The sequence below is a fragment of the Winogradskyella sp. PG-2 genome, assembly GCF_000828715.1.
In the GTDB taxonomy this organism is placed as follows: Bacteria; Bacteroidota; Bacteroidia; order Flavobacteriales; family Flavobacteriaceae; genus Winogradskyella.
This window is the reverse complement of record NZ_AP014583.1, coordinates 570,523-594,060: the sequence shown is the minus strand read 5'-3', so window position 1 is coordinate 594,060 and position 23,538 is coordinate 570,523. Positions and strand designations below refer to the sequence as shown.

At 32.8% G+C, this 23,538-nt stretch carries 22 protein-coding genes; 10 read left to right on the top strand and 12 right to left on the bottom strand.

The annotated features are described in order from the left end of the window. The first annotated feature begins 153 nt into the window (after window positions 1–153). Window positions 154–585, top strand: coding sequence for a hypothetical protein (locus tag WPG_RS02755; RefSeq protein WP_045469075.1), 432 nt, complete (start codon window positions 154–156; stop codon window positions 583–585). A 2-nt stretch (window positions 586–587) separates the two neighbouring features. Here WPG_RS02755 and WPG_RS02750 read toward each other — a convergent pair whose 3' ends face one another. The 7 genes from WPG_RS02750 to WPG_RS02720 all read right to left on the bottom strand — a co-directional run bounded on the left by WPG_RS02750 (window position 588) and on the right by WPG_RS02720 (window position 6,347). After that, a complete protein-coding gene (locus tag WPG_RS02750; protein ID WP_045469072.1) occupies window positions 588–890 on the bottom strand; it encodes an immunity 53 family protein in 303 nt (100 codons plus the stop codon). A 43-nt stretch (window positions 891–933) separates the two neighbouring features. Then, window positions 934–2,778: a PLP-dependent transferase gene (locus WPG_RS02745; protein ID WP_045469068.1), complete on the bottom strand. Its 1,845-nt coding sequence runs from the start codon at window positions 2,776–2,778 to the stop codon at window positions 934–936. An 82-nt stretch (window positions 2,779–2,860) separates the two neighbouring features. Beyond that, window positions 2,861–3,748, bottom strand: coding sequence for a dienelactone hydrolase family protein (locus WPG_RS02740; RefSeq protein ID WP_045469065.1), 888 nt, complete (start codon window positions 3,746–3,748; stop codon window positions 2,861–2,863). Window positions 3,749–3,836: 88 nt separating this feature from the next. Then, on the bottom strand, window positions 3,837–4,775 hold the full coding sequence (locus WPG_RS02735) for a C1 family peptidase (protein WP_045469062.1): 939 nt from the start codon (window positions 4,773–4,775) through the stop codon (window positions 3,837–3,839). 114 nt (window positions 4,776–4,889) lie between these two features. Continuing rightward, window positions 4,890–5,147: a hypothetical protein gene (locus tag WPG_RS02730; protein WP_045469059.1), complete on the bottom strand. Its 258-nt coding sequence runs from the start codon at window positions 5,145–5,147 to the stop codon at window positions 4,890–4,892. A gap of 163 nt (window positions 5,148–5,310) precedes the next feature. Beyond that, on the bottom strand, window positions 5,311–5,904 hold the full coding sequence (locus tag WPG_RS02725) for an FMN-binding negative transcriptional regulator (protein WP_045469057.1): 594 nt from the start codon (window positions 5,902–5,904) through the stop codon (window positions 5,311–5,313). Next, window positions 5,904–6,347 (bottom strand): DUF1569 domain-containing protein, encoded by a 444-nt coding sequence (locus tag WPG_RS02720; protein ID WP_045469054.1) that lies wholly within the window; start codon window positions 6,345–6,347, stop codon window positions 5,904–5,906. The genes WPG_RS02725 and WPG_RS02720 overlap by 1 nt, the downstream gene beginning before the upstream one ends. A 51-nt stretch (window positions 6,348–6,398) precedes the next feature. Here WPG_RS02720 and radC point away from each other — a divergent pair, with 51 nt between their 5' ends. From radC to WPG_RS18160, 5 genes are read left to right on the top strand one after another with little or no spacing between them, the layout of a single operon-like run. Then, window positions 6,399–7,097 carry a RadC family protein gene (gene radC / locus WPG_RS02715; protein WP_045469051.1) on the top strand — a complete coding sequence of 233 codons (699 nt, stop codon included), beginning with the start codon at window positions 6,399–6,401 and terminating at the stop codon, window positions 7,095–7,097. Then, window positions 7,097–8,392 carry a polysaccharide deacetylase family protein gene (locus WPG_RS02710; RefSeq protein WP_045469048.1) on the top strand — a complete coding sequence of 432 codons (1,296 nt, stop codon included), beginning with the start codon at window positions 7,097–7,099 and terminating at the stop codon, window positions 8,390–8,392. The genes radC and WPG_RS02710 overlap by 1 nt, the downstream gene beginning before the upstream one ends. Further along, complete coding sequence (locus tag WPG_RS02705) at window positions 8,389–9,075, top strand: YjjG family noncanonical pyrimidine nucleotidase (RefSeq protein ID WP_045469045.1); 687 nt, start codon at window positions 8,389–8,391, stop codon at window positions 9,073–9,075. Before WPG_RS02710 ends, WPG_RS02705 begins: the two co-directional genes overlap by 4 nt. Window positions 9,076–9,086: 11 nt before the next feature. Then, a complete protein-coding gene (locus WPG_RS02700) occupies window positions 9,087–9,863 on the top strand; it encodes a hypothetical protein (protein ID WP_045469042.1) in 777 nt (258 codons plus the stop codon). Window positions 9,864–9,876: 13 nt separating this feature from the next. Then, complete coding sequence (locus WPG_RS18160; protein ID WP_052471129.1) at window positions 9,877–10,791, top strand: hypothetical protein; 915 nt, start codon at window positions 9,877–9,879, stop codon at window positions 10,789–10,791. Here WPG_RS18160 and WPG_RS02690 read toward each other — a convergent pair. Continuing rightward, complete coding sequence (locus tag WPG_RS02690; RefSeq protein WP_045469039.1) at window positions 10,788–12,065, bottom strand: replication-associated recombination protein A; 1,278 nt, start codon at window positions 12,063–12,065, stop codon at window positions 10,788–10,790. The genes WPG_RS18160 and WPG_RS02690 overlap by 4 nt on opposite strands. A 117-nt stretch (window positions 12,066–12,182) precedes the next feature. On the opposite strand from WPG_RS02690, the gene WPG_RS02685 reads away from it, so the two are divergent. After that, on the top strand, window positions 12,183–12,929 hold the full coding sequence (locus tag WPG_RS02685) for a rhomboid family intramembrane serine protease (protein WP_045469036.1): 747 nt from the start codon (window positions 12,183–12,185) through the stop codon (window positions 12,927–12,929). On the opposite strand, the gene rlmB is transcribed toward WPG_RS02685, so the two are convergent. The 4 genes from rlmB to WPG_RS02665 form a co-directional block, all read right to left on the bottom strand. Continuing rightward, window positions 12,926–13,660 carry a 23S rRNA (guanosine(2251)-2'-O)-methyltransferase RlmB gene (gene rlmB, locus WPG_RS02680; protein WP_045469033.1) on the bottom strand — a complete coding sequence of 245 codons (735 nt, stop codon included), beginning with the start codon at window positions 13,658–13,660 and terminating at the stop codon, window positions 12,926–12,928. The two genes, WPG_RS02685 and rlmB, sit on opposite strands and share 4 nt — an antisense overlap. Window positions 13,661–13,793: 133 nt before the next feature. Continuing rightward, the gene (locus WPG_RS02675; RefSeq protein WP_045469030.1) at window positions 13,794–15,116 is read right to left on the bottom strand and encodes a SusD/RagB family nutrient-binding outer membrane lipoprotein; all 1,323 of its coding nucleotides are present in this window, start codon (window positions 15,114–15,116) and stop codon (window positions 13,794–13,796) included. Window positions 15,117–15,136: 20 nt separating this feature from the next. Continuing rightward, on the bottom strand, window positions 15,137–18,406 hold the full coding sequence (locus WPG_RS02670) for a SusC/RagA family TonB-linked outer membrane protein (RefSeq protein ID WP_045469026.1): 3,270 nt from the start codon (window positions 18,404–18,406) through the stop codon (window positions 15,137–15,139). A gap of 261 nt (window positions 18,407–18,667) precedes the next feature. Continuing rightward, on the bottom strand, window positions 18,668–20,317 hold the full coding sequence (locus tag WPG_RS02665; protein ID WP_231850242.1) for a BamA/TamA family outer membrane protein: 1,650 nt from the start codon (window positions 20,315–20,317) through the stop codon (window positions 18,668–18,670). Between the two features lie 213 nt (window positions 20,318–20,530). Between WPG_RS02665 and rpsL the strand changes: the two genes are divergently transcribed. From rpsL to fusA, 3 genes are read left to right on the top strand one after another with little or no spacing between them, the layout of a single operon-like run. Continuing rightward, a complete protein-coding gene (rpsL, locus tag WPG_RS02660) occupies window positions 20,531–20,905 on the top strand; it encodes a 30S ribosomal protein S12 (protein ID WP_008269190.1) in 375 nt (124 codons plus the stop codon). A gap of 22 nt (window positions 20,906–20,927) precedes the next feature. Continuing rightward, entirely contained in the window at window positions 20,928–21,404 is a 477-nt protein-coding gene (rpsG, locus tag WPG_RS02655; protein ID WP_045469020.1) for a 30S ribosomal protein S7, read from the top strand. Window positions 21,405–21,410: 6 nt separating this feature from the next. Further along, window positions 21,411–23,537: an elongation factor G gene (gene fusA, locus WPG_RS02650; protein WP_045469018.1), complete on the top strand. Its 2,127-nt coding sequence runs from the start codon at window positions 21,411–21,413 to the stop codon at window positions 23,535–23,537. The last annotated feature ends 1 nt before the right edge of the window (window position 23,538 follow it).

The window sequence follows — 23,538 nt, the reverse complement described above, 5'->3', positions numbered from 1 at the left end:
GCCAAAATTTTCACCAAGACTGAGGGCAGATAAAAACATACCAATTAAATATATAAAAGAGCTAGAATTAGAGTTGATGCAATTTAATAAATGGCAAATCATTTATGAAATAGCTAACAATGATGAACTCACGTTAAATTTTATAATAATCAATTGAGACATAGAATTTCATCATCACTTCAACATGAGTTTCCTGTTTTGGAAGGGGAGCCGCCTAGAATTCCGATATGGGATTTTAAGAAAAACCTCAAAATACAAGATACATTAAGGTTGAAAGTTTCCAATAGAATAGAAATTGAAAACAAGATGGTTCCATTAAATAAACTATCTAAAGTATTAAAGGGTCATATCAATGAATCATCTGTTATTGAATATATTTATGATGATAATGTAACCTACCAAGATTATATCAATGTTTTATCAGCGCATAAAATGGCAGTTTGGGAATTGAGAGGTGCAGAGGTTTATAGTGAAATAGTAGAGTCCATTTATAGAAATCAATTTAGTCGTGACGAAGAACTAAATAAAGAAAGAGATCGTTTGAGAGAAAGGTATCCATTTCGTATTACCGAACGATTTGAGTGAGTTTATTCATTCTCAATTTTCTCAATCATTTCTCTAAATAAATTTAATAGAAACGTCAGTTTTGTAGCATCACCTGCAGCTCTAAACCTTTGGTTTTGAATTTTCACTCCATACCAATCTTGTTTTCCGTTTTCGTTGAGAACCCATTTTATTTCTAGGTTAGCAATAGATGTTTTAGAGATATCAATTTCCACGTCCCAACCAGCAGGACTGTCCATATTGGTAATTTGTATGGCATCACCTTTTTCCCAGTCTCCATCACAATTGGTTTTAAACCAATTTTGTATCCATTCTAAAATTTCCATTTGTAGTGTTTAATATAATTGCGGATCTGTTTGTATAAAGCAATTAAATACTTTGAACAAAATCGTTAAAGACCTTTTTATGTAGTTCCAAATCCATATTAGCCGAAAGCGCAACTCTAGCAATATAATCTTTATCACCTTCTTTAGTCGTTCCTTGAGTTGAGGTTGCAGGTATGGTCCAATAACAACCTTGTAATTGACCATAACTGACACAGTATTTACTTTCATTTGGAATTTCTGTAATCATTAAGGTAATAAGCTTATGATTTAAAGCGCGCTTGTAAGCTTCCTTTTCTTCAGCAGTATTTCCTTTTGTTGGCAGATCTAATGAAAATACTGAAGGTGTAAACCCTTGTGCTGCAAGTTTCTCTGAAACAAAATTGATTTTAGCTTTTGGTAAAGTCTCTTTTATATAGTTGACAAACGCCCTTGTATTGGTATAAGCATTAGCGATCCTTTGATTCATGGAAGGCATTTGGGTTGCTAAAATCTCATACTGTAAAGCAGTTGCTTCATTATCGCATAGTAATAAGTGCTCCTCTATTTTAGATATTAAGCTTTCCGCTTTTTTATTACCTACACAATAACCAGCTGTACATTTACCACCACTAGGAAACTTAGAACCACTAGCATAAGAAATTGTTCTTACGGTTGAAAGTATTTCACCTTCACCTAAAAAGTGAATGTTAGGGCAGAAGGTTTGGTCTAAAACAAAAACAGGGTCAATAGCAATATTACCAGATGCTGTTCTTGGTTCTTTACTCAAAACCGCTTTTAATTGTTCTAAATCCGGAACTTCAACCCTTGGGTTGGTTGGGATTTCGGCAATGATGTAAGGAATAGCATCTTCTTTAGCAACTTTATCTAAAACCGTTTCCAAGCTTGCTACCATATCATTGTCGCCATCAACGGCTAAATCTACAACTTCAACATTGCTTAAACATGCAGCAACTCGTCTCGCTTGGTCGTTGGTGCCACCATAACAATTTGTAGGTACAATAAATTTAATCGCTTTTTGGCTGTAGTTCTCTTGGGCATCATCGATTAATCCCATCATAATTGCATATTGCACAGATAATCCACTGGAACCAACCAATGGTTTTGTTTTAACATCAGTAATGGTTTTAATAGCGTCTAAAACACTAGCTTTATTAGCTTTAATCTTATTATTTTGAGTTTTAAAAGAAGATTGTTTTACCAAAGACTTTAAAGCCAAAATACAGTTTGCAGGAGTCATGGCAATTGTTTCTCTGCGTCGCACATGCTGTATGTCTGAGATGTATTTATTGCTTTCTACACCATTGACTATAAGAACACTTCCAAGACCATCATAAAGATTGACATAAAAATCAATAGCTGGGTTAAGGTTATTAGTGCTAAATTGATTTTCTTGAGAAATGAAAATGGTAGTGCCTTTGAATTCTGAAATAGTGTCTTCATTCCCAGCTTTCCTAAACTCAAAATTATAACCATAAATGTGTTTTATGAGTTCTGTATCGAAATACTCTGGTAATTCATCAGTAAAAACAATTCGTGTCTTTTTATTTGCCAATAGATTCGTCCTTAAAACTGCCAAAACTGGTACTGTTTGAGAAGAAAAACTAATGATATTTTCTGATTTTAGACCATGTAATTTGGCAATTACCCATTCTAATACACAAGATAATGGATGACCTAATCTAATATAATCGTAAGCTGTTGGTAACGCTTTAAGTGCTGATGACTGTGAATTGTTATTCTCAAATAAGCTTTCAAACTTATCAATGAATTGTGTTTTTGCCAATGACTCATTATAAATGTCTAGTCTATGAGTAGTTAGATTAAGCCAGTCTTCTGGCATATTTTCTAATACAGCTTTTATATAATTGAGTAGTTTTTGGTCTTGCATCTTATTTATGTACTAATAGATTGTAAAGATACATTAGTTGCAGCTTCTTTAAAACCTTACAAGACGTTTTAGGAATCTATTTTTATTTCAAATGTTTCTTAAAAAATGCAATAGTACGCTCCCAAGATAAATTAGCCGCCTTTTTATCGTAACGTGGAGTTGTGTTGTTGTGAAAACCATGATTCACTTCAGGATAAATATAGGCTTGGTGTTCAATCTTATTCTTTTTTAGAATCTTTTCAAATGCTGGCCAACCTGCATTAACACGTTTGTCTAATTCACCATATTGAAGTAATAGAGGAGCTTTAATTTTCACGGCGTCTTCAGCTTCTGGTTGTCTACCATAATAAGGCACTGCTGCTCCTAAGTCTGGTAAACGAACAGCCATCATATTAGAAATCCAACCACCAAAACAAAAACCAACGACTCCAACATTACCGTCACAATTTTCATGATTTTTAAGATGATGATATGCCGCGATAAAATCTTCTAGCATTTCATTTCTATCTCTTTTTTTCTGCATAGTTCTGCCATCATCATCATTACCAGGATAACCACCAAGAGGACTTAGAGCATCTGGCGCTAAAGAGATAAAATTAGCTTTTGCAGTGCGTCGACCAACATCTTCTATATATGGATTTAGACCTCTGTTTTCATGAACTACAATAACTCCAGGTAATTTTAGTTTATTATCTTTTGGATGCGATAATAGACCTTTTATAGTACCACCACCTTTTGGTGATTCATAGTTAATATAGCCGGAATCTATAGTTGGATCATTTGGTTGAACTAATAAACTATCCACATAATTAGGTGATATAAAACTCAATAATGAAGATACGGTTAAGCCACCCACAGCGTATAAACCTAGTTTTTCAACAAATTGTTTTCTATTGAGTTTGTTGTGTGCGTAATCGTCATAAAGATCGAATACGTCTTGATTGATATCTTCTTTTTTTAAGTCTTTCATACTATGAATTTTATTAGACAATATAATTAAAAACTTGATGCTTAATCTGAATTTCTAGTTTTAATAATGATTCTAAAATTCGATTTAACTATTCATTGAAGGCGACATAGGCACTAGATATAACTCGAAAATCTGCTGTTTCATCAGCCACGTTATCAAATGCAATATAATCTATCCATACAAATCCATCATCTCCCCAATTTTCACCCCATGAATTGACAACTTTAAAAGCATTATTTTCATTATCATAACCAACTATTAACATGGCGTGACAACCACCTTCAATTGAAAAATCTACAATATGATCTCTGTAAGCTGTAAGTCCTAAGTCATCAGTTTTAGCAAATTCCGAATCTAGAAAAACTGAAATTAGTATAGGTTTGCCGTCATTAATCAATGTTTTTATTTCATTGACCATATTTTCTCTACTAAGCGCTTTAAAATCGAGTATTTTATTTTCTTCCGCTAAAATATCTTGCACTTCAGTAGGTTGAATACTGCATGAGTCATCGAAATAAGGAAACTCTTCTAGTGTAACTGTGCCCTTTGATTTTAGAACAGATAAAGCACTAGTAATTCCTGTACTCTCACAAATACCTTCAGTTATTTGGTTATAAGTATAAGCAGGACTCATAATGGTTGCCTCGTCATAGGGTGGTTCGGTTGATTGTCTTTTTTGAAGCGATTTAAGATAGTATGTTGTAGACCATGATACGCAAGAGCCTTGTCGTCCTTGATTACCAATTGGCGGAAGATATTCCGATAAATCCATTTCTATTGGTAAGTCATCAGGTATTTCTAAATCTTCTAAAAGGTTATTACTATCTAATATATAACTGCCTGTTCCTGTGCAATCTGTAGAACCCGTTATATATACAGAGCCTTGTTCATCTACAAACTGTCCTTCTTCAATAGTCTCTTCTTCTGGGAACATTTGTTGAGGTACACGATCGTCCATATCATAACTACAAGAAAAAGAAATGATTAGTATGAAGTATATTAATTTAATTGATTTTATTCTACTCATAATCTTTCGTTTAGTAGATGATAAAATTGTAAATGGCTTATTTAACTGAGTTTAATTTAGATATTTTTTTTAACTCTATGAATTTTTATCAGTTTATTTAGTTTAAACAATTTATCAAAATTGAAGGTATGTCCATAAAAAATATGATAATAATAAGGCTCTTACAGTCCAACTCAACGTTCTAACCCAGTTTGTTCTAATCACTTTTGTAATTAGTTCTTCAGATTCTTCTTGCATAAGTTTTAGGTGCGTTGGAACTTGAAAAATAAGTGTGCTTAACCAAATAAAGGTTAATAAAACTATATTCAATAAGTGTAAACCATCTTGATAATTATACAATAAAATAAGTCGTGTTATAAGCTCAATAGTCATAATTGGTACTATTATAAAACCTGTAATTGCATTTTTTCTCTCGTAGGCAGGAAACTTATTACTTTTTATAACTCTAAAGAGATGATAATGAACAACTTAGACAAAAACCAACACAAGCCTGTCATAAATATAGTTGTAACAATATGTATAATTAATATAATTTTCATTCAAAAACCTTATCCAAAAAGACTTTAATACTTTCTTGATTAGCTCTAACTAATTCCTCACGAGCTAATTTAATGTCTTTTGGTTTTTTGTCTTGCGAAAGCTTAAATTTTCCTTCCCAATCGGTTATGGTAATTTCAAACATTTCAATGTATTTAAGATTACTATCTAATCGAGGATTTTCTGGTTCCAAAACATATTTATGGTCTGGAGCTTCTAAAAACTCAGTCATTGTAATTAGAGATTGTTTAAGAGCAACTTTGCTTTCAATAGCTTTTACGTTTCCTTTGAGGTGTACTTTAATATAGTTCCAAGTTGGTAACTGTGTTGTAGAATATACGCTAGGTGAAATGTAACATTCTGGTCCGGCAAAAATTATGGTAACGCTACTATTGTCTTTTAATAATTTGGCTTGAGGATTATAAATATCTATATGACCAATCAATTTTCCATCCTCATAAATCAATGGTAAATGTGTTATTAACGGCTCATCATCTTTTACAGAGATTACTGTGGCTAAAGGATAAGTTTCTATAACCTCAATCATATGATTGATATCGTCATCTTGATGTTTTTTTGGTGGATAATTCATTACACCCCAAACTGTCTAAAGCGATGGTCTAAATGCTTGTATTGCATTTTCCCCCATTGTTCTTTTGTTAATTTTCCAAAAGCAGGATGTGGTTGCCAATCATTTCGATTGCGTTGTGAGTTTAACTCATTAATAAGACCTGTAATGGCTTGTTTTTCTGTATCAAAACCCTTTTCATCTTTAATTGCAAAGCCTTTAGCTGTTGGTAGATTCTTTTTCCAAAGCTTGTCGCTATACATTGATTTTTTAAATAATAAATTAATCAACCAATTAGGTTTTACGCCATAGTCTTCTTTTTCTAATATAATATTTAGTGGCATTTGGCAATGATATAACATCTGGCCAACGTTCATTTTTCCCCAAGTAGCTAAGGTATCTTTATTTAATTTGTTGAGACGCGATGTTAATTCATCATAGACTCCTTCCTCAAAAAATGATTGCATAATTCTTTGTTTTAATTGATGCTTAAATTTACAATTTTTTATCTTTAGGGCATGTCAGAAAAAACGACTTCATTTTCAATTAAAAATTGGTCTCAAGATGACCAACCAAGAGAAAAATTACGGGACAAAGGTAAAATCGTTTTAAGTGATGCTGAACTGGTAGCAATTCTTATAGGTTCGGGAAGCAGAGATGAAAGTGCGGTTGATTTATGTAAACGTATTTTGGCAAGTGTAGATAACAACCTTAATGCTTTAGGGAAATTATCGATTAAACAATTAATAGAATTTAAAGGGATTGGGGAAGCCAAAGCTATAACAATTACTGCTGCTTTAGAACTAGGAAGACGTCGTCGATTAGAAGAAGGATTACAATTAGAGAAGATTACCTCTAGCCGTTCGGTTTACAATATTATGCAGCCCATACTAGGTGAATTACCACACGAAGAATTCTGGATATTATATCTTAATAATTCTAATAAGGTGATTCAAAAGAATCAATTGAGTAAAGGAGGAATCACTGGTACTCTAGTGGATGTCCGTTTAGTTTTAAAGAATGCACTTGAAGTAGGAGCAACTGCGTTAATTCTTTGTCATAATCATCCATCCGGAACTCTAAAGCCTAGTCAAGCTGATAAAGATATTACCCAAAAGTTAAAAGTAGCCGCACAGAGTTTAGATATTAAAGTTCTAGATCACCTCATTGTAACTGAGAAAGCGTATTTTAGTTTTGCAGACCAAGAAATTATATAATGTTATTAGTTTATACTCATAAAATCACTCCACGTTTAATATATACGTTTAAACATATTGGTAAACGTATTTTAGGCTTAGAGGTGAGTTTCACTTCTAAAGTTGAAGATTTTATTGCGCATAACAGTCTTAAAATGTCCTATACAAAACAACCATTGAGTAATGAATTGTTTGTGCGAAGTAATGAACTACTGTTTGAGAATGGATTGTCAGATATAGATATCAATGTACAGCAGTGGGATAATACAAAAGGTTTTTTTGCAACAGGTGAGCGTAGTGATTTGCCTTTTGATATTTTTGCAGCGTCTTTTTACTTATTGAGTCGTTATGAAGAATATATGCCACACGTAAAAGATGATTATGGTAGGTTTATGGCCAAAGAAAGTCTGGCTTATATTCATCGCTTTTTAAATCAACCTGTAGTTGATATTTGGGCATACAAGCTTCAAAAGGTTTTAAAAAAACGATTTCCCGATTACGAATTTCAAAAACGAAGTTATAGAATACAACCCGTTATAGATGTTCCAACTGCTTATTATTTTCGTCAAAAAGGATTGTTGCGAACTGTTGGAGGTACATTAAATGATTTGGTGCGTTTTAAATTAAGACAACTGTATCAACGCTATTCTGTTTTGATGGGTTTTAAACGCGACCCTTACGATACATTTAAGTGGGTTATTACGAAGCAAAAGCAAAGTAAATTTAAATTCATTGTACTGTTTTTAATTGGTGATTATTCAACCTATGATAAAAATATAAATACAAATAAAAAACAATTTGTTTCACTCATAAAATCCATTGCTGATTATTGCGATGTAGGCATAAAAGCATCCTATTTTGCATTAGATGATGTTTCAATTCTGAAAAAAGAAAAGCTTAAAATGGAAGCTATTGTAAATACCAATTTAAAGGCGGTAAGGCATTCGTTTTCAAAGTTAAATCTACCTACGTCTTATCGTAATTTGGTGGAGTTAGAAATCAATCAAGATTTTACTATGGGTTATATAGACACTCTAGGTTTTAGAGCAGGTACATGTACACCATTTCAGTTTTACGATTTAGATTACGAAGTACAAACTCCATTACAAATCAATCCATATCATTGTATGGATTTTGCCTTATTGAAATATGACTCAGAGTTAGATAAAACTGAGCATTTACAAAAACTGATAGATGAGGTAAAAGCAGTTAATGGAACATTTACACCAATATTTCATAATTATACATTTAGTGATTTAGATCGTTGGAAAGGCTACAGAACACTATTTAATATGATACTAGAATCAATAGAATGAGCAATCAAATAAAACATGTATTTTTCGATTTAGATCATACGCTTTGGGATTTTGATAAAAATTCGGGATTGACTTTTGATAAAATTTTTAAGCTAAATCAAATCGATATAAAGCTTAACGATTTTTTAAAAGTATATGAACCTATAAACCTTAAGTTTTGGAAACTATATCGCGAGGAAAAAGTAACCAAAGCTAGTTTGCGCTATGGACGATTGAAGCAGGCTTTTGATGCTGTAAATATAAATGTAGAAGATGATTTGATTAATCGATTGTCTGAAGCTTATATAGAGCATTTATCGAGCTTTAACCACTTATTTGAAGGTGCAATTGAGATTCTTGATTACCTAAGGAATAAATATGTTTTGCACATTATTACAAATGGCTTTGAAGAAGTTCAGGAAAAGAAAATGAAAGGTTCAGGAATTAGGCATTATTTTGAAACTGTCACCAATTCAGAAATGGTAGGAGTTAAAAAACCAAACCCAAAAGTTTTTAATTTCGCTTTAAACATTGCAAATGCAAAAGCAACAGAAAGCATTATGATTGGTGATAGCTTAGAGGCAGACATAGAAGGTGCATATCATATAGGTATGGATACGATACATTTCGATTACAAAGACATTCATAATGCTCATAATTTCAAAAGAATTACTACCTTGAAAGCTATTGAAAATCTTCTCTAATATAGTGTAACATGCTTAAGAAAATAATTTTTACTGTTTTAGTAGTCTTCATAAGTTTTAGCGGAACTGCTCAAAACGAACTTAATGATTACAAATATATTATTGTCCCTAAAACATATGATTTCTTAAAAACTGAAGATAAATATCAGCTGAATTCGTTAACCAAGTTTTTATTTAATAAATATGGCTTTGAAGCTTATCTTTCAGATGAGGATCTTCCAGATGATTTAAAAAATGATAGATGTATGGCTTTAACATCAGAAGTATCTGATGATAAAAGTGGAATGTTTAAAACAAAGCTAGAGATCATTTTAAAGGATTGTTTTGGTAAAGTAATAATGACATCTGAAATTGGTGAATCGCTTTTGAAAAAATACGATAGAGCATACACTGAGGCTTTAAGGAGTGCTTTTGTAACGTTTCAAAATATTGGGTATAAATATGAGCTAAAAGAAAAATTAGTTGAGGTTAAAGTACCCAAAACTGAAATAAAAGACGAACCAGTAATTGAAACAGAGAAGATTGAAATATCAGAAACTAAAGTAGTGGATGAAGGTGTAAAAGATTTAATTATTAAAGAGGAAATTTATTATGCTCAAGCGATAGAAGATGGATATCAATTAGTGGATTCCGAACCAAAAATAATTATGATTTTGTTGAGCACGAGTGCTAAGGATGTCTTTATGGTAAAAGATAAAAATGCTATTGTTTATAAAGACAATGAAGATTGGGTTTATTATGAAAATAATGGTGCAATTTCAAAAAGAGTTATTAATATAAAGTTTTAGTAAAATATAGGTTATGAAAAAGATTCTTATTCTATGTCTAATTGTATGTAGCTGTTTTAGTGGATGGTCTCAAAGTACAATAAATGATTATAAATATGTGATTATTCCTTTACAATACGAGTTTTTAAAAGGGCAAAATGCATATCGATTAAATACGGTCACAAAGCTTTTATTTAAGCAGCATGGTTTCGATGCTTATTTTGAAAAGTCAGAGCTGCCTCAGGATTTATTTGAAGACAGATGTTTAGCTATGTATGCAGATGTTCATAAAGTAAGAGGTGGATTCCGTAAAACAAGATTAGAGGTAAGCTTAAAAGATTGTTACGGTGAATTAATTATGAAATCTGAATACGGTCAATCTGGCGAAAATAATCATGAAAAAAGACATCAAAAGGCACTAACAGAGGCATTTAAAAGTATAAAGGCGTTAAACTACAAGTATAAACCAAAATCAGATACAGAAACTACTGTTGTAACTGAACAAGAGAATCAGATTGAAAATAAAATAGATAAAGTTGAAGATGTTCAAAATATTGAAAAGATTAAAGAAGTAAAAGAAGTAAAAGAAGTAAAAGAAGTAAAAGAAGTAAAAGAAGTAAAAGAAGTAAAAGTAACTAAAGAAGCAGAGGAGGCAGAAGAAGTTGTAAATGATATAGCAGTAGTAAAAACGGTTAAGTCTGAAGTGAAAAAGGAAAAGGCGTCAGAAAAAACAGTAAGTAATGTGTTATACCCTAATCCGATTACAAATGGTTATGAGGTGAGGGATGAAGATAAAAAGATAGTCATGGTGTTATTGAATACAGCAGCAAAAAACGTATTTATAGTTAAAGGTAAGAGCGCTATAGTTTTTAAAGATAATAATACCTGGAAGTATTCAGAAAACAATGGAACTACATCAAATACAAAGAATCTAAATATTAAGTTTTAATACCCATATTTTTCTTTCCAAAGGGATTTTAAGTAATTACGCTGAGATTGCTCTCTTGCGTTTTGTCCTGGCTCATATAACTTAGTATTCTTTATGTCTTCTGGCATAAACTCCTGTTCAGCAAAGTTGTTTTCATAACTATGAGAATATTTGTATTTATCACCATAACCCAATTCTTTCATTAATTTTGTAGGAGCATTTCTTATAGCTAGTGGTACAGATAAATCACCAGTTTGCTTTACTAATTGTTGTGCTTTGTTTATAGCTTCATAAGCCGCATTACTTTTTGGAGAACTTGCTAAATATGTTGCACATTGGCTAAGGATAATTCGAGATTCAGGGTTGCCAATAACAGAAACTGCCTGAAATGTATTATTAGCAATAACAAGAGCTGTTGGGTTTGCATTACCGATGTCTTCACTAGCAAGTATTAAAAGCCTTCTGGCAATAAATTTTACGTCTTCTCCTCCTTCAATCATACGAGCTAAATAATAAACCGCAGCATTTGGGTCACTACCTCTAATCGATTTTATGAAGGCCGAAATAATATCATAGTGCTGTTCACCAGTTTTATCGTAACGAGCTGCTTTGTTTTGAACCTGTTTTGTTACTAAATCATTGGTTATGACCATAGGTTCATTATCAAAAGAAGTAACAAGTAATTCAAAAATATTTAAAAGTTTTCTTGCGTCTCCTCCTGAGAAGCGAAGCAAAGCTTCAGTTTCTTTTAAGTCTATATTTAATTTTGAAATTGATTTATCTTCAATTAAAGCACGTTTTAATAAAGCTTCTAAATCAGCTTTACTAAAGGCGTTTAAGGTATATACTTGACATCTTGATAGCAATGCTGAAATAACCTCAAAACTAGGATTCTCTGTAGTTGCGCCAATTAGTGTAACCCAACCTTTTTCTACGGCTTCTAAAAGGGAATCTTGTTGTGATTTACTAAAACGATGTATTTCATCAATAAATAAAATCGGGTTTTTTGCAGTAAAGAGCCCTCCACTTTTTTTGGCTTTGTCTATAACCTCCCTAATATCTTTTACACCAGAATTGATAGCACTCAATTTAAAAAATGGACGCTCAGATTCATGAGCTATGATATTTGCCAAAGTTGTTTTTCCAATACCTGGTGGTCCCCAAAGTATAAGTGAAGGAATAACTCCACTTTTAATCTGCTGATAGAGCATACCTTCCTTTCCAACTAAATGTTGTTGACTTAAGTAATCGTTCAATGTTTTTGGACGTAGCCGCTCAGCTAAAGGAATATTCATGCTCTAAAATTACAAAACGTGAATGGAAAAGATTGGAATTTTTATTAACAGTTATGACAATATTTCATGTAAAAGGATTTTGGTTATAAATTTGAAGTAACATTCGCAAGTAGTAATATGTCTTCGCAACAATTTAAATATTCTAATAGCGTCATCTTGTATCCTTTGATGATTGTTTTTACTATATGGCTTGTATTCTGGTATCAAGTACGTGTTGACTATGGAATTAAATCTTTTGGTATTAGGCCTCAAAAGTTAGAAGGGCTTTTTGGGATTTTTACAAGTCCCTTTTTACATGGGGACATAAGTCATATTTATAATAATTCTATTCCACTTTTTGTATTGTCTTTAGCGCTCTTTTATTTCTATAAAAATATAGCATGGAAAGTGATTCTTTATGGTATACTCTTATCAGGATTTTTAACTTGGCTCATAGCTAGTTCAGGAAATCATATTGGTGCAAGTGGGTTAATTTATGTATTAGTAAGTTTTATTTTCTTTAAAGGCATTTTTGCGAAACATTATAGGTTGATTGCACTATCATTAATGGTCATATTTTTGTACGGAAGTATGATTTGGTATGTGTTTCCTATAAAAATGGGAATGTCATGGGAAGGACATTTAGGAGGGCTAATAACTGGGCTAGTCTTCGCTTTAATCTTTAGAAAACAAGTTGCGAAACCAGAACGTTATAAATGGGAGCAACCTGATTATAATGAGGAAGATGATCCCTTTATGCGTCAATTTGATGAAAACGGAAATTTTATAGAATTAGAACCAGAAATTGAACTTGATTCCGAAGCTGAACAAGAAAAAGATTCATCACCGAAAGTCAGATATATTTTTAGAAAAAGAGAGGATTAACTACGTTGCCTTACAGCTTCATACAAAAATGCTCCACAAGCAACAGAAACATTCAAAGATTCTATTTCACCTAAAATGGGAAGTTTAGCTTGATTGTCGGATACTTTCAGTACAGATGGATTAATACCTCTACCTTCAGAGCCCATGATGATAGCACATGGTTCTTTAAAAGAGACTTCATAGACAAAGTCTTTAGCTTTTTCAGTAGCGGCTATCACTTTAATTCCAGAAGCTTGCATATGAAATACGGCATCCTTAATATGATCGACTTTACAAATTGGCATTTTAAAAATTGCACCTGCACTTGTCTTTATCGTATCACCATTTATAGGAGCTCCACCTTTTTTCTGAATAATAATACCATTAACACCAGTACATTCTGCGGTACGAACAATAGCACCAAAATTTCTTACATCACTTAATTGATCTAAGAGTAAAAACAAAGGAGTTTTACCTGATTCAATAACTTGCATAACCAAGTCATCAATATTATGAAACTCAATAGGGGAAATCTGTGCAACAGCACCTTGATGATTACCTCTGGTTAATCTATTTAGTTTTTCAATAGGAACATAAGATGAGTTAATGCCTTCTGAACGTATAAGTGCTTCTAATTCTTGAAAAAGTTCACCTCTAAGTCCTTTCTGCATAAATACCTTATCAATGGTTTTACCAGATTTAATAGCTTCAATAATAGCTCTTATTCCAAAAATAGTGGTTTCATTACTCATAGTGTAAAGGTATAGAAACCTATCTAAGTATTTGTTATCGGGTGATAATTAATATAGATTTTTTAATATATAAAGGCCACCTATAATCTATAGGTGGCCTTTTGTAAATTTTAAGAAACTAACTCGTTAAAATTTAATTTATTGGTGTTGGGTCAAATAATCCTGGTAGAGGAGAAGGAACATTTGAGTTCGCATCTATTTCTACTTGTGGATATATAAAACGTTGTGGTATAGTTGCACCTGTTTTAGGTGGTACGTTAAGCATATTAGCTGTACGTCTTACATCATGGTAAGGTTGAAGTTCACCAATTAGTGTGATGTACTTTTCTTCTAAAATTTCCATTAATAAATCAGCACTACCTGAAGCAGATGCTGTATCTGGGAAACTTCCACCATATTGTGTTGCTAAATATCCTCTTATTTCATTAAATGCTGCCACATCACCTGCATCACCTGTACGGTTAGCAGCTTCAGCTTCAATTAATTTCACTTCTTCGTACGATATTATATTCATAGATGCTGTCTCAGCAAATACTCCTGTAGATGATACATTCGGTGCATGACCAGTTCCATCACTATAAGGTGTAAAGTAAAAATCAAATCTTTCCGCGTCACCTGGGGTTGCAATAAGTCTTGCTGTTACGCCACTTAATAAATTAACTAAATGAGAATCAGTTGCTCCTAAGTAACCATCACGTTCATCTACCATAAACTGATAGTATAAATTTTCTGTATTAGTAGAAGTCGTATGTAAAGTTACTAAACTTTTCTCTGGTGTATCTATGCCATTACGAGCACTTGTTAATGCATTTGGATAGTCTTTAGCAATTAAATAATAACGCGCTTTTAATGACCAAGCAATTTCTATCCATGAAGCAGAACTAGACATTCTGTTACCTGTATAAGGTGTACCTGTAGTAGAACCTATATTAGATATTGCATTATCTAGTAAGGTTTGAACACCAGCTAAAACAGTAGACTGAGCATCATAAGCAGGCTCAGGAAAATTTTCTACGTCATTAGCTTCTGTAAATGGAATATCTCCAAAAAGTGCTGTCATTTCTCCAAAAATTGCTGCTTCACATATTTGTGCTATACCTACAAGTAGAGTAGCTCCACTTTCTTCAGCTAATTGTTTGGTTAATTGTGCTGCTGCTATACCATCTACATAAGAATCATCCCAAGTGTCATCATAATCACCAGCTGTAGTTGAGTATTGGTTAACAGCAATATATTGTCTGTCTTCACCAGTAAAATGGTTCATAAAGATACCTGCGTATCTAGCACTATTGCTAGTTGCTAATTGCGCCCATCCTAATTGTGCTTGCCCAATAATAAGTTCTGGCGGTGCACTACTAAACTGGTTAGGGTCAGTATTTAAATCTTCAGTATAAGACTCGCAAGCTAATGCCAAAGCCAATACTATAAACGAGAATAAATATGTTATTTTTTTCATTTTATAATAATTTTATTTGATTAGAATGATAATCTTATCGTTGTTAAGAATGATTTTGTTCCAGGATTACTAAAATACTCTAATCCACGACCTTTAGATGCACCTGTTAAGTTATTATCAGGATCAAACCCTTCAATATCTGTCCATAATAATAAATTACGACCTGTTATACCAATCTCTGCATTAGTCATACCTAATTTAGAAATAAGATCTCTTGGAATAGAATAAAATAAAGAGAGTTCTCTTAATCGCGTCCAAGATGCATCTTCATGGAAAGGCTCTCCAACATCACCAAATCCACCACCATTTCCTGTCCACCAATCTTGGTTAACAGCTACAGGTCCAGCACCAAAGTCTTGTTCCCAACCTCTAAATGTAGCTCCTGCAGGAATTGTACTACCTCCAGCAGTAACCAAATCTTGTGATGCGACAGATTCAACTGCCGTATCTGGATGGATACCAAAGAAGTATAATACACCTCTAGTACCATTCCATACTTGATTGCCTTGAGAAGTTTCAAATTGAGCTGATAATGTAAATCCTTTATAAGATACAGATGTTCCTAAACCACCTCTCCAAGTTGGATTTGGATCACTTATAAAATCCGTTGTTGGCGACGCTGTAGGGAAACCATTAGCGTTAAGAATATAATCACCATTATCATCTCTTGCATAACGTGTACTTCTTATAATTCCGAATGGTTGACCTTCTGCAACACCAGATTCATTAGACGTAAATCCATTTAAACCAAAGAATGCGCTACCGGCCATATCTTCAACTAAACTTGTATTTTTTGTATAACTGATATTCATATTCCACTGTAAATCTTCATTACTGATAATTCTACCAGATAAATCTATTTCAATCCCTTTGTTTGAAATCTTTGCAGCATTAACAGCTTGTCTATCAAAACCAGTAGAATTTGGAATTGGTAATTCTAATAAAGCATCATCAGTTGTTCTATTGTAATATGTAGCTGATAAGCTTATTCTATTATTTATGAAACGCGTATCAAAACCAATTTCAAATTCTTTAACACGTTCTTCTTTTAAATCTGGATTTCCTCGAAGAGATGAGCGTGTTAATGGATTACCATATTGTGCACCATCATAACCATCTCCCCAACCAGAAAATACACCTCCAGTAGTAATATAGTTATCTGTTAAGTATGGGTCTGGGCCAATACCAACTTCACCATATGAAGCTCTAAGCTTACCAAATGATAATACATCTGAGTTTTCAAGGTATTTTGTAAAGTTCCATCCTGCTGATATACTTGAATAGAATATTAAACCTGCATTAGGTAATTCAGATAAATATTCGCCTCTTGCAGTTAATTCTAATAAAAACTCATTTTTATAATCAAAGTTCAATAATGCAAATCCACCAGATTTTCTAGTTTTAAGAATGTAGTCATCAAAATTAGAGTTTGCTGAAATTGCATTTCCTCCATTTAAGAAGATTTCATCAGGATTAGTGAAGTTCGCTTCCTCAGAAGACAAACGTTTGTATTTTCTCTGAAAAAATTGAGTACCTACTGTAAAGTCCATTCTCAAATCATCCATTAAGTCATAATTACCAGTTAAAAATACATTGATGTTTTGATTAGATTCCGTAATTCTGTCTTCTTCATATTCACCATTAGTACCATCTCCTGCAGAACCTGCTGGTTCATAACCCAAACGGTTATCCTGATAGTAATCCATACTATAACGTCCAGTTAATAATAGATTATCATTGATTTTAAAATTCGCTTCAGGCGCAATTATAAAACGACTTACATCATTTAAGTTTTTTTGTTTATTTGTTGTCCATAATGGATTATTGTATGATGGTGAATTGTAACTAAATGTTCCATCATTGGCATTAAACGTCCTTGCAGACCCTAAATGTTGTCTATAACCTCTATGAGAGTTAGGTGTTGGAATTCCGCCCGCATCAAAATGTGTACCTACATAATCTCTAATATCAAAATCTGGGGACGTTCTTAAATATCCTAAGTATAAACCATTAAGGTTAGAGCCAGTCTGCACTCTATTAGATTCTATATCTATATAAGTAGACGATAACTTTAAAGTAAATCTATCAGAGAAATCAATATCACTATTTAATCTTACACTTGTTCTTCTGTAATCAGATGCACCATTATAGATACCATCTTGATCCCAGTTAGAAAGACTTACAAATGTGCGAGAGTCTTCTCCAGAGTGACTAAAGCTAATATTGTTCTCGTTAGTAACACCAGTCTTAAATACAGCATCTCTATTTGATTGGTTAAAAACTTCTCTTGAGTTTTTCTGTGTTATAGGGTAAATTACATTACCAGTTGCTGATTGAAAATAAGCACCAGTTGTATCTACTGTGTCTGGTCCTCCAGATCTTGCATCTATTCTGCCTCCATAAGAGAAACCAGTATTAGATAATCCAGAACCAGATAAGTGATCTACACCATTAAAGCCTTGTCCATAAATACCTTGCTTATCCCATTCTACGTTTACTTGGTCAAATGAAAAACTGTTCTTGTAATCTATTTTCCATTTTTTTCCGCCTCTAGTGCCTCTTTTTGTTTTGATAACAATTACTCCATTTGCAGCACCTGTTCCATATACGGCAGCTGCAGAAGCACCTTTTAATACTGAAATAGATTCGATGTCTTCTTGGTTAATATCATTCAAACGAGATTGCTGTACAACACCAGCTGTACCGCCACCAATAGAGTTGTTAGATATGATAGCCCCATCAATTACGATAAGTGGACTACTATCACCTAAGATAGTATTTTGTCCACGAATTTGGATGTAAGCACCAGCTCCAGGATCACCAGAGTTTCTTGTAATGTTTACACCAGAAGTTTTACCGGATAGTGCTTGCAGTACGCCAGCTTCACCAGATTTTTGCAATTGGTCAACCTTTACGATGGACGTGGAACTCAAATCATCGTCTTTCTTTTTTTCTAGACCTAAAGCATTAATAACAACCTCATCTAATACTGAAACGTCTTCTGCTAACGATACGTTAATCGTATTAGAAGTACCTACAGTAATAGATTGGCTTACAAAACTAATGTAAGAGAAAACTAAAACGTCTCCCACATTGGTGTTAATAGAATATTTACCGTCTAAATCGGTTTGTACTCCATTTGTTGTTCCTTTTACAAGGATGTTTACGCCTGGTAAGGGAAGTCCTGATTCATCAGAAACAGTACCAGAAACTGTTTTTTCTTGTGCAAAAGATAGCTGCACCGCTAACGCTAGGAATAGCGTTAGCATTCCTTTTAATTTAATTTTCATAATTTATTATAGTTGATAATTAGTTAATGTAAAAATCATAATAAAATGTCAGCAAACCAAGAATATATCAATTTTTTTAAAAAATCATTGAAAATAAACTATTTTTTTAGGTTAAATTAACATAAATAATGAAAAAAATATAATTACTTAAATTGCTTGTTTAGCCCTTGTTCTTTAGTTGTTTGTAAGAATTTATAAGTGATTTTAATCGTTGTCTCTCTAATTTTAGAAATGCACCTAATTAAGCATAATTTTTATTTTCTAAAAAGTAGCAGTTAAACTCACATGAACTTTTGAGTTGGATAATTTAAATTGACGATTTTCTGTTTTTCCGCTAGAATAGTTTAATCTAAACAAACCAGAATTTGTAAGTAGTCCTAAGCCAAATCCGAAACCAAATAATTTCTCTTTCTGGTCATTGAGTTGGTTTTCAAAGTAAGCAGCATCAATTACAGAATGTACAAATATACTATTACTAAGTCGATAGCGATATTCGGTGTTAATGACTCCATAAAGGTTGGCAACCAGACTATTTTCTTCAAAGCCTCGAATTGAATTTATGCCTCCAAAACGAAAGAGTTCGTTGTCTAAATAGTTGTCTGAAGTTAAAATAGCTCCATTCAATCTGGTATAAATGCTATTTTTTGGGTTAAGCTTAAAAATCTTGTAGGTATTAATATTAAGGACACTTTGTTTTAGGTTATTAATGTCATTTTTTCTGTCTCCAAAACCAGCAGATAAATCAAATTGAAAGTTTATGGGGAATAATGGGTCGTAAAATTGTGCCTTTGTATAGTTGTAATTTAGTGTATAATAGTCAGATTTGTAATCATCTAAATTAGCAGTGTCATTCTCTAAAAGATTTGTTGAACTAGTTGAGTTAATACCAATTCCAATTCTGTGTTGGGCATTGATCTGATAATTGATTTTCGCATACTGTTTAGCATTTGAGAATGTTGAATCTTTTCTAAAGATATTTAAGCCAACTTGTAATCCCAATGGTGAACCAAATAAATAAGGTAAATCTGCATCAACTTTAATGGTCTGCTGATCAATCTCATCACTTTTATAGAATAAGTTAAGTGTTTCACCAAAGTTTAGGTTATTAATAAGTCTTAAATCTAGATAACCGTCAAACTCAATTTTATTAGTTGCTTCATTAGTTCCAAAACCTAAGAAGCCATCAAAATTATTGGTTCTGGTTTTTTCTATATATAAATAAAGTGTAGTAGAGTCTTTTGTAAATAGAACTTCAGGGTCTTTAATCTGATTTGCAAAACGTAAATCTTCTAAGGATTCAACTTTTTCTTTAATCCCATTTAGATTAAAGGATTTCCCAGTTCTCAATTTCAGAAACCTTTTTATATAAGACTGCGGAAACTTTTCATAACCTTTTATAATAATTTTGTCAATACGTCTTTTTTGGTTGAAAACAATTTTGAGATTAGCTGAAATTAAATTGGGATTCGTCTTAGAAATATTAACTAATTGTATGGTTGAAAAAGGGTCACCTTGTTCAGCAATTTTTGAATTCAATTCGTTTAAAGAAATTTCTAGTTGAGTGATATCTAAATCAAAGAAATCATCACCTTTAATATGATTAATAAAATTTAGTAATTCAATATTGAAACTAGAATCATATATAATACGTATCGTATTGATTTTATGACCCAAATTTAATTGGGCTTTAAATAAGGTGTCATTTTGTTTTATAATACTTTCAATACTAGTGTCAATATAGCCAAGTCTTACAAGTTTTTTTTTCACAGTTTTTAATTCAATTTCAAGATTTATATAATTATCAAATAGCTTTGAATAACCAATAGAATCAGCGATTTTAGTTTTTGATTCACTTTCACCTTCAACTTTTAGGCTTATAGATTGCCCAGTAATCTGATTTGTAAAAATCAAAAGTGAGATTATAAAAAAACGTTTTAAAAATATCATTAAATCAGAATAGAATAACTCAGATGATAACGTAAAAATAGGCCTTTATATATATGTATAAAATCAATAGTTATATTTCTTTGAAAAATAAATTCTCAACTATTTGAATAATTAAGATTAATTCCTACCTTTGCAGCCCTCAAAAGTGAGGGTAAATAAAATTTTATATAGAAATATATGCCAACAATTTCACAATTAGTACGAAAAGGAAGAGCCAAAATAACCAAGAAGAGTAAATCGGCTGCTTTAGATTCGTGTCCTCAGAGACGTGGTGTATGTACTCGTGTTTATACAACGACACCTAAAAAACCTAACTCAGCAATGCGTAAGGTAGCAAGGGTTCGTTTAACAAACGGAAACGAGGTAAATGCATACATTGGTGGTGAGGGTCACAATTTACAAGAGCACTCGATAGTATTGGTTAGAGGTGGAAGGGTAAAAGATTTGCCAGGTGTTAGATATCACATCGTTCGTGGTGCATTAGATACAGCAGGTGTTGCTGGTCGCACACAACGTAGATCTAAGTATGGTGCAAAACGCCCTAAAAAGTAATTTAAAACTTTAAGAAGAAGACATGAGAAAAAGAGCAGCAAAAAAAAGACCACTTTTACCAGACCCAAAATTTAATGATCAGTTAGTAACACGTTTTGTTAACATGATGATGTGGGATGGTAAGAAGTCTGTAGCTTTTAAAGTATTCTATGATGCAATTGATATTGTTGAAGAGAAAAAGAATGACGAAGAAAAAACAGCGTTAGAAGTATGGAAAGATGCTCTATCTAATGTGATGCCTCACGTAGAAGTGCGAAGTCGTCGTGTTGGTGGTGCAACATTTCAAATACCAATGCAAATTCGTCCAGATCGTAAAGTTTCTACTGCGATGAAATGGTTAATTAGCTATTCTCGTAAAAGAAATGAAAAATCTATGGCACAGCGTTTAGCTTCAGAAGTATTAGCTGCTGCTAAAGAAGAAGGTGCAGCTGTTAAGAAAAGAGTTGATACTCACAAAATGGCCGAAGCAAACAAAGCATTCTCTCACTTTAGATTTTAATAAGAAATGGCAAGAGATTTAAAATTCACAAGAAATATAGGTATTGCTGCTCACATTGATGCAGGAAAAACCACTACTACAGAACGTATTCTTTATTATACAGGTGTTTCTCACAAAATTGGTGAAGTACATGATGGTGCTGCAACAATGGATTGGATGGAGCAAGAGCAAGAAAGAGGTATTACAATTACTTCTGCTGCTACAACTTGTACATGGGAGTTTCCAATTGAAAATGGAAAACCAACTGAAGGTACTAAAGGATATCACTTTAATATTATTGATACTCCTGGTCACGTTGATTTTACCGTTGAGGTAAATCGTTCATTACGTGTGCTAGATGGTTTAGTATTCTTATTTAGTGCAGTTGATGGTGTTGAGCCACAATCTGAAACTAACTGGAGACTAGCTGACAATTATAAAGTACCTAGAATTGGTTTCGTTAATAAAATGGACCGTCAAGGATCTAACTTTTTAGGTGTTTGTCAACAAGTAAAAGATATGTTAAAGTCTAATGCAGTGCCAATTGTTTTAAACATTGGTGATGAGATAGATTTTAAAGGTATTATAGATTTAGTTAAGAATAGAGCTATTGTATGGCATGATGAAACTCAAGGGGCAACTTTTGATGTTGTTGAAATTCCAGAAGAGCTTAAAGAAGAAGCTAGAAAGTATAGAGCTTTATTAATAGAAGAAGTAGCTAGCTACGATGAGAACTTACTAGAGAAGTTCATGGAAGATGAAGATTCTATTACAGAAGAAGAAGTGCATGCTGCACTTAGAGCTGCTGTAATGGATATGGCAATCATTCCTATGATTTGTGGTTCTGCTTTTAAAAATAAAGGTGTACAATTTTTATTAGATGCTGTATGTCGTTATTTACCTTCTCCAGTAGATAAGGAAGGTATCGTAGGTGTTAATCCAGATACAGAACAAGAAGAAATTCGTAAGCCAGATGTAAAGGAGCCTTTCGCTGCTTTAGCATTTAAGATTGCTACTGATCCTTTCGTAGGGCGTTTAGCATTCTTTAGAGCTTATTCTGGTCGTTTAGATGCAGGTTCGTACGTGTTGAATAATCGTTCTGGTAAAAAAGAACGTATTTCTCGTATTTACCAAATGCATGCTAATAAGCAAAATGCAATTGATTTTATCGAAGCTGGTGATATTGGTGCTGCTGTTGGATTTAAATCTATTAAAACAGGAGATACATTAACAGCAGAAAAGCATCCTATAGTTTTAGAATCTATGGACTTCCCTGATCCAGTAATTGGTATTGCGGTTGAACCTAAGACTAAAGCAGATGTTGATAGATTAGGAATGGGCTTAGCTAAATTAGCTGAAGAAGATCCTACATTTACTGTACGTTCAGACGAAGCTTCAGGCCAGACTATTATATCTGGTATGGGTGAGTTACACTTAGATGTAATTGTTGATCGTCTTAAAAGAGAATTTAAAGTTGAGGTTAACCAAGGTCAACCACAAGTTGAATATAAAGAAGCAATAACAGCTTCAGCAGATCATAGAGAAGTTTATAAAAAGCAATCTGGTGGTCGTGGTAAATTTGCAGATATAGTATTTACTATTGAGCCTGCTGATGAAGGTCAAGTAGGACTTCAATTTGAGTCTATTATTAAAGGTGGTAATGTTCCTAAGGAATTTATCCCTTCAATAGAAAAAGGATTTAAAATGGCGATGATAAATGGACCACTTGCTGGTTTCGAAGTTGACGCTATGAAAATTACTTTGAGAGACGGTTCTTATCACGATGTAGATTCTGATCAATTATCTTTCGAATTAGCAGCTAAATTAGGTTTTAAGAATGTTGCAAAAGCAGCTAAAGCCGTAATTATGGAGCCTATTATGAAACTTGAGGTTATTACACCTGAGGAAAACATGGGTGATATTGTTGGTGATTTAAACAGAAGAAGAGGTCAGGTAAGTGATATGGGAGATAGAGCTGGTGCAAAAACTGTAAAAGCTACTGTTCCATTATCTGAAATGTTTGGATATGTTACAACATTAAGAACGTTATCTTCAGGTAGAGCAACATCAACAATGGAATTTTCTCACTATGCTGAAACTCCTAAGAATATTTCTGAGGAAGTAATTGCAGCAGCTAAAGGAGTTGAATCGTAAA

Coding starts and splice junctions, on each gene's coding strand:
- WPG_RS02675 (WP_045469030.1), bottom strand. CDS start 15,116: ATGAAAAAAATAACATATTTATTCTCGTTTATAGTATTGGCTTTGGCA.
- radC (WP_045469051.1), top strand. CDS start 6,399: ATGTCAGAAAAAACGACTTCATTTTCAATTAAAAATTGGTCTCAAGAT.
- WPG_RS02690 (WP_045469039.1), bottom strand. CDS start 12,065: ATGAATATTCCTTTAGCTGAGCGGCTACGTCCAAAAACATTGAACGAT.
- WPG_RS02685 (WP_045469036.1), top strand. CDS start 12,183: ATGTCTTCGCAACAATTTAAATATTCTAATAGCGTCATCTTGTATCCT.
- WPG_RS02730 (WP_045469059.1), bottom strand. CDS start 5,147: ATGACTATTGAGCTTATAACACGACTTATTTTATTGTATAATTATCAA.
- WPG_RS02705 (WP_045469045.1), top strand. CDS start 8,389: ATGAGCAATCAAATAAAACATGTATTTTTCGATTTAGATCATACGCTT.
- WPG_RS02745 (WP_045469068.1), bottom strand. CDS start 2,778: ATGCAAGACCAAAAACTACTCAATTATATAAAAGCTGTATTAGAAAAT.
- WPG_RS02750 (WP_045469072.1), bottom strand. CDS start 890: ATGGAAATTTTAGAATGGATACAAAATTGGTTTAAAACCAATTGTGAT.
- rlmB (WP_045469033.1), bottom strand. CDS start 13,660: ATGAGTAATGAAACCACTATTTTTGGAATAAGAGCTATTATTGAAGCT.
- rpsG (WP_045469020.1), top strand. CDS start 20,928: ATGAGAAAAAGAGCAGCAAAAAAAAGACCACTTTTACCAGACCCAAAA.
- WPG_RS02670 (WP_045469026.1), bottom strand. CDS start 18,406: ATGAAAATTAAATTAAAAGGAATGCTAACGCTATTCCTAGCGTTAGCG.
- WPG_RS02740 (WP_045469065.1), bottom strand. CDS start 3,748: ATGAAAGACTTAAAAAAAGAAGATATCAATCAAGACGTATTCGATCTT.
- WPG_RS02700 (WP_045469042.1), top strand. CDS start 9,087: ATGCTTAAGAAAATAATTTTTACTGTTTTAGTAGTCTTCATAAGTTTT.
- WPG_RS02720 (WP_045469054.1), bottom strand. CDS start 6,347: ATGCAATCATTTTTTGAGGAAGGAGTCTATGATGAATTAACATCGCGT.
- WPG_RS02735 (WP_045469062.1), bottom strand. CDS start 4,775: ATGAGTAGAATAAAATCAATTAAATTAATATACTTCATACTAATCATT.
- WPG_RS18160 (WP_052471129.1), top strand. CDS start 9,877: ATGAAAAAGATTCTTATTCTATGTCTAATTGTATGTAGCTGTTTTAGT.
- rpsL (WP_008269190.1), top strand. CDS start 20,531: ATGCCAACAATTTCACAATTAGTACGAAAAGGAAGAGCCAAAATAACC.
- WPG_RS02725 (WP_045469057.1), bottom strand. CDS start 5,904: ATGAATTATCCACCAAAAAAACATCAAGATGACGATATCAATCATATG.
- WPG_RS02710 (WP_045469048.1), top strand. CDS start 7,097: ATGTTATTAGTTTATACTCATAAAATCACTCCACGTTTAATATATACG.
- fusA (WP_045469018.1), top strand. CDS start 21,411: ATGGCAAGAGATTTAAAATTCACAAGAAATATAGGTATTGCTGCTCAC.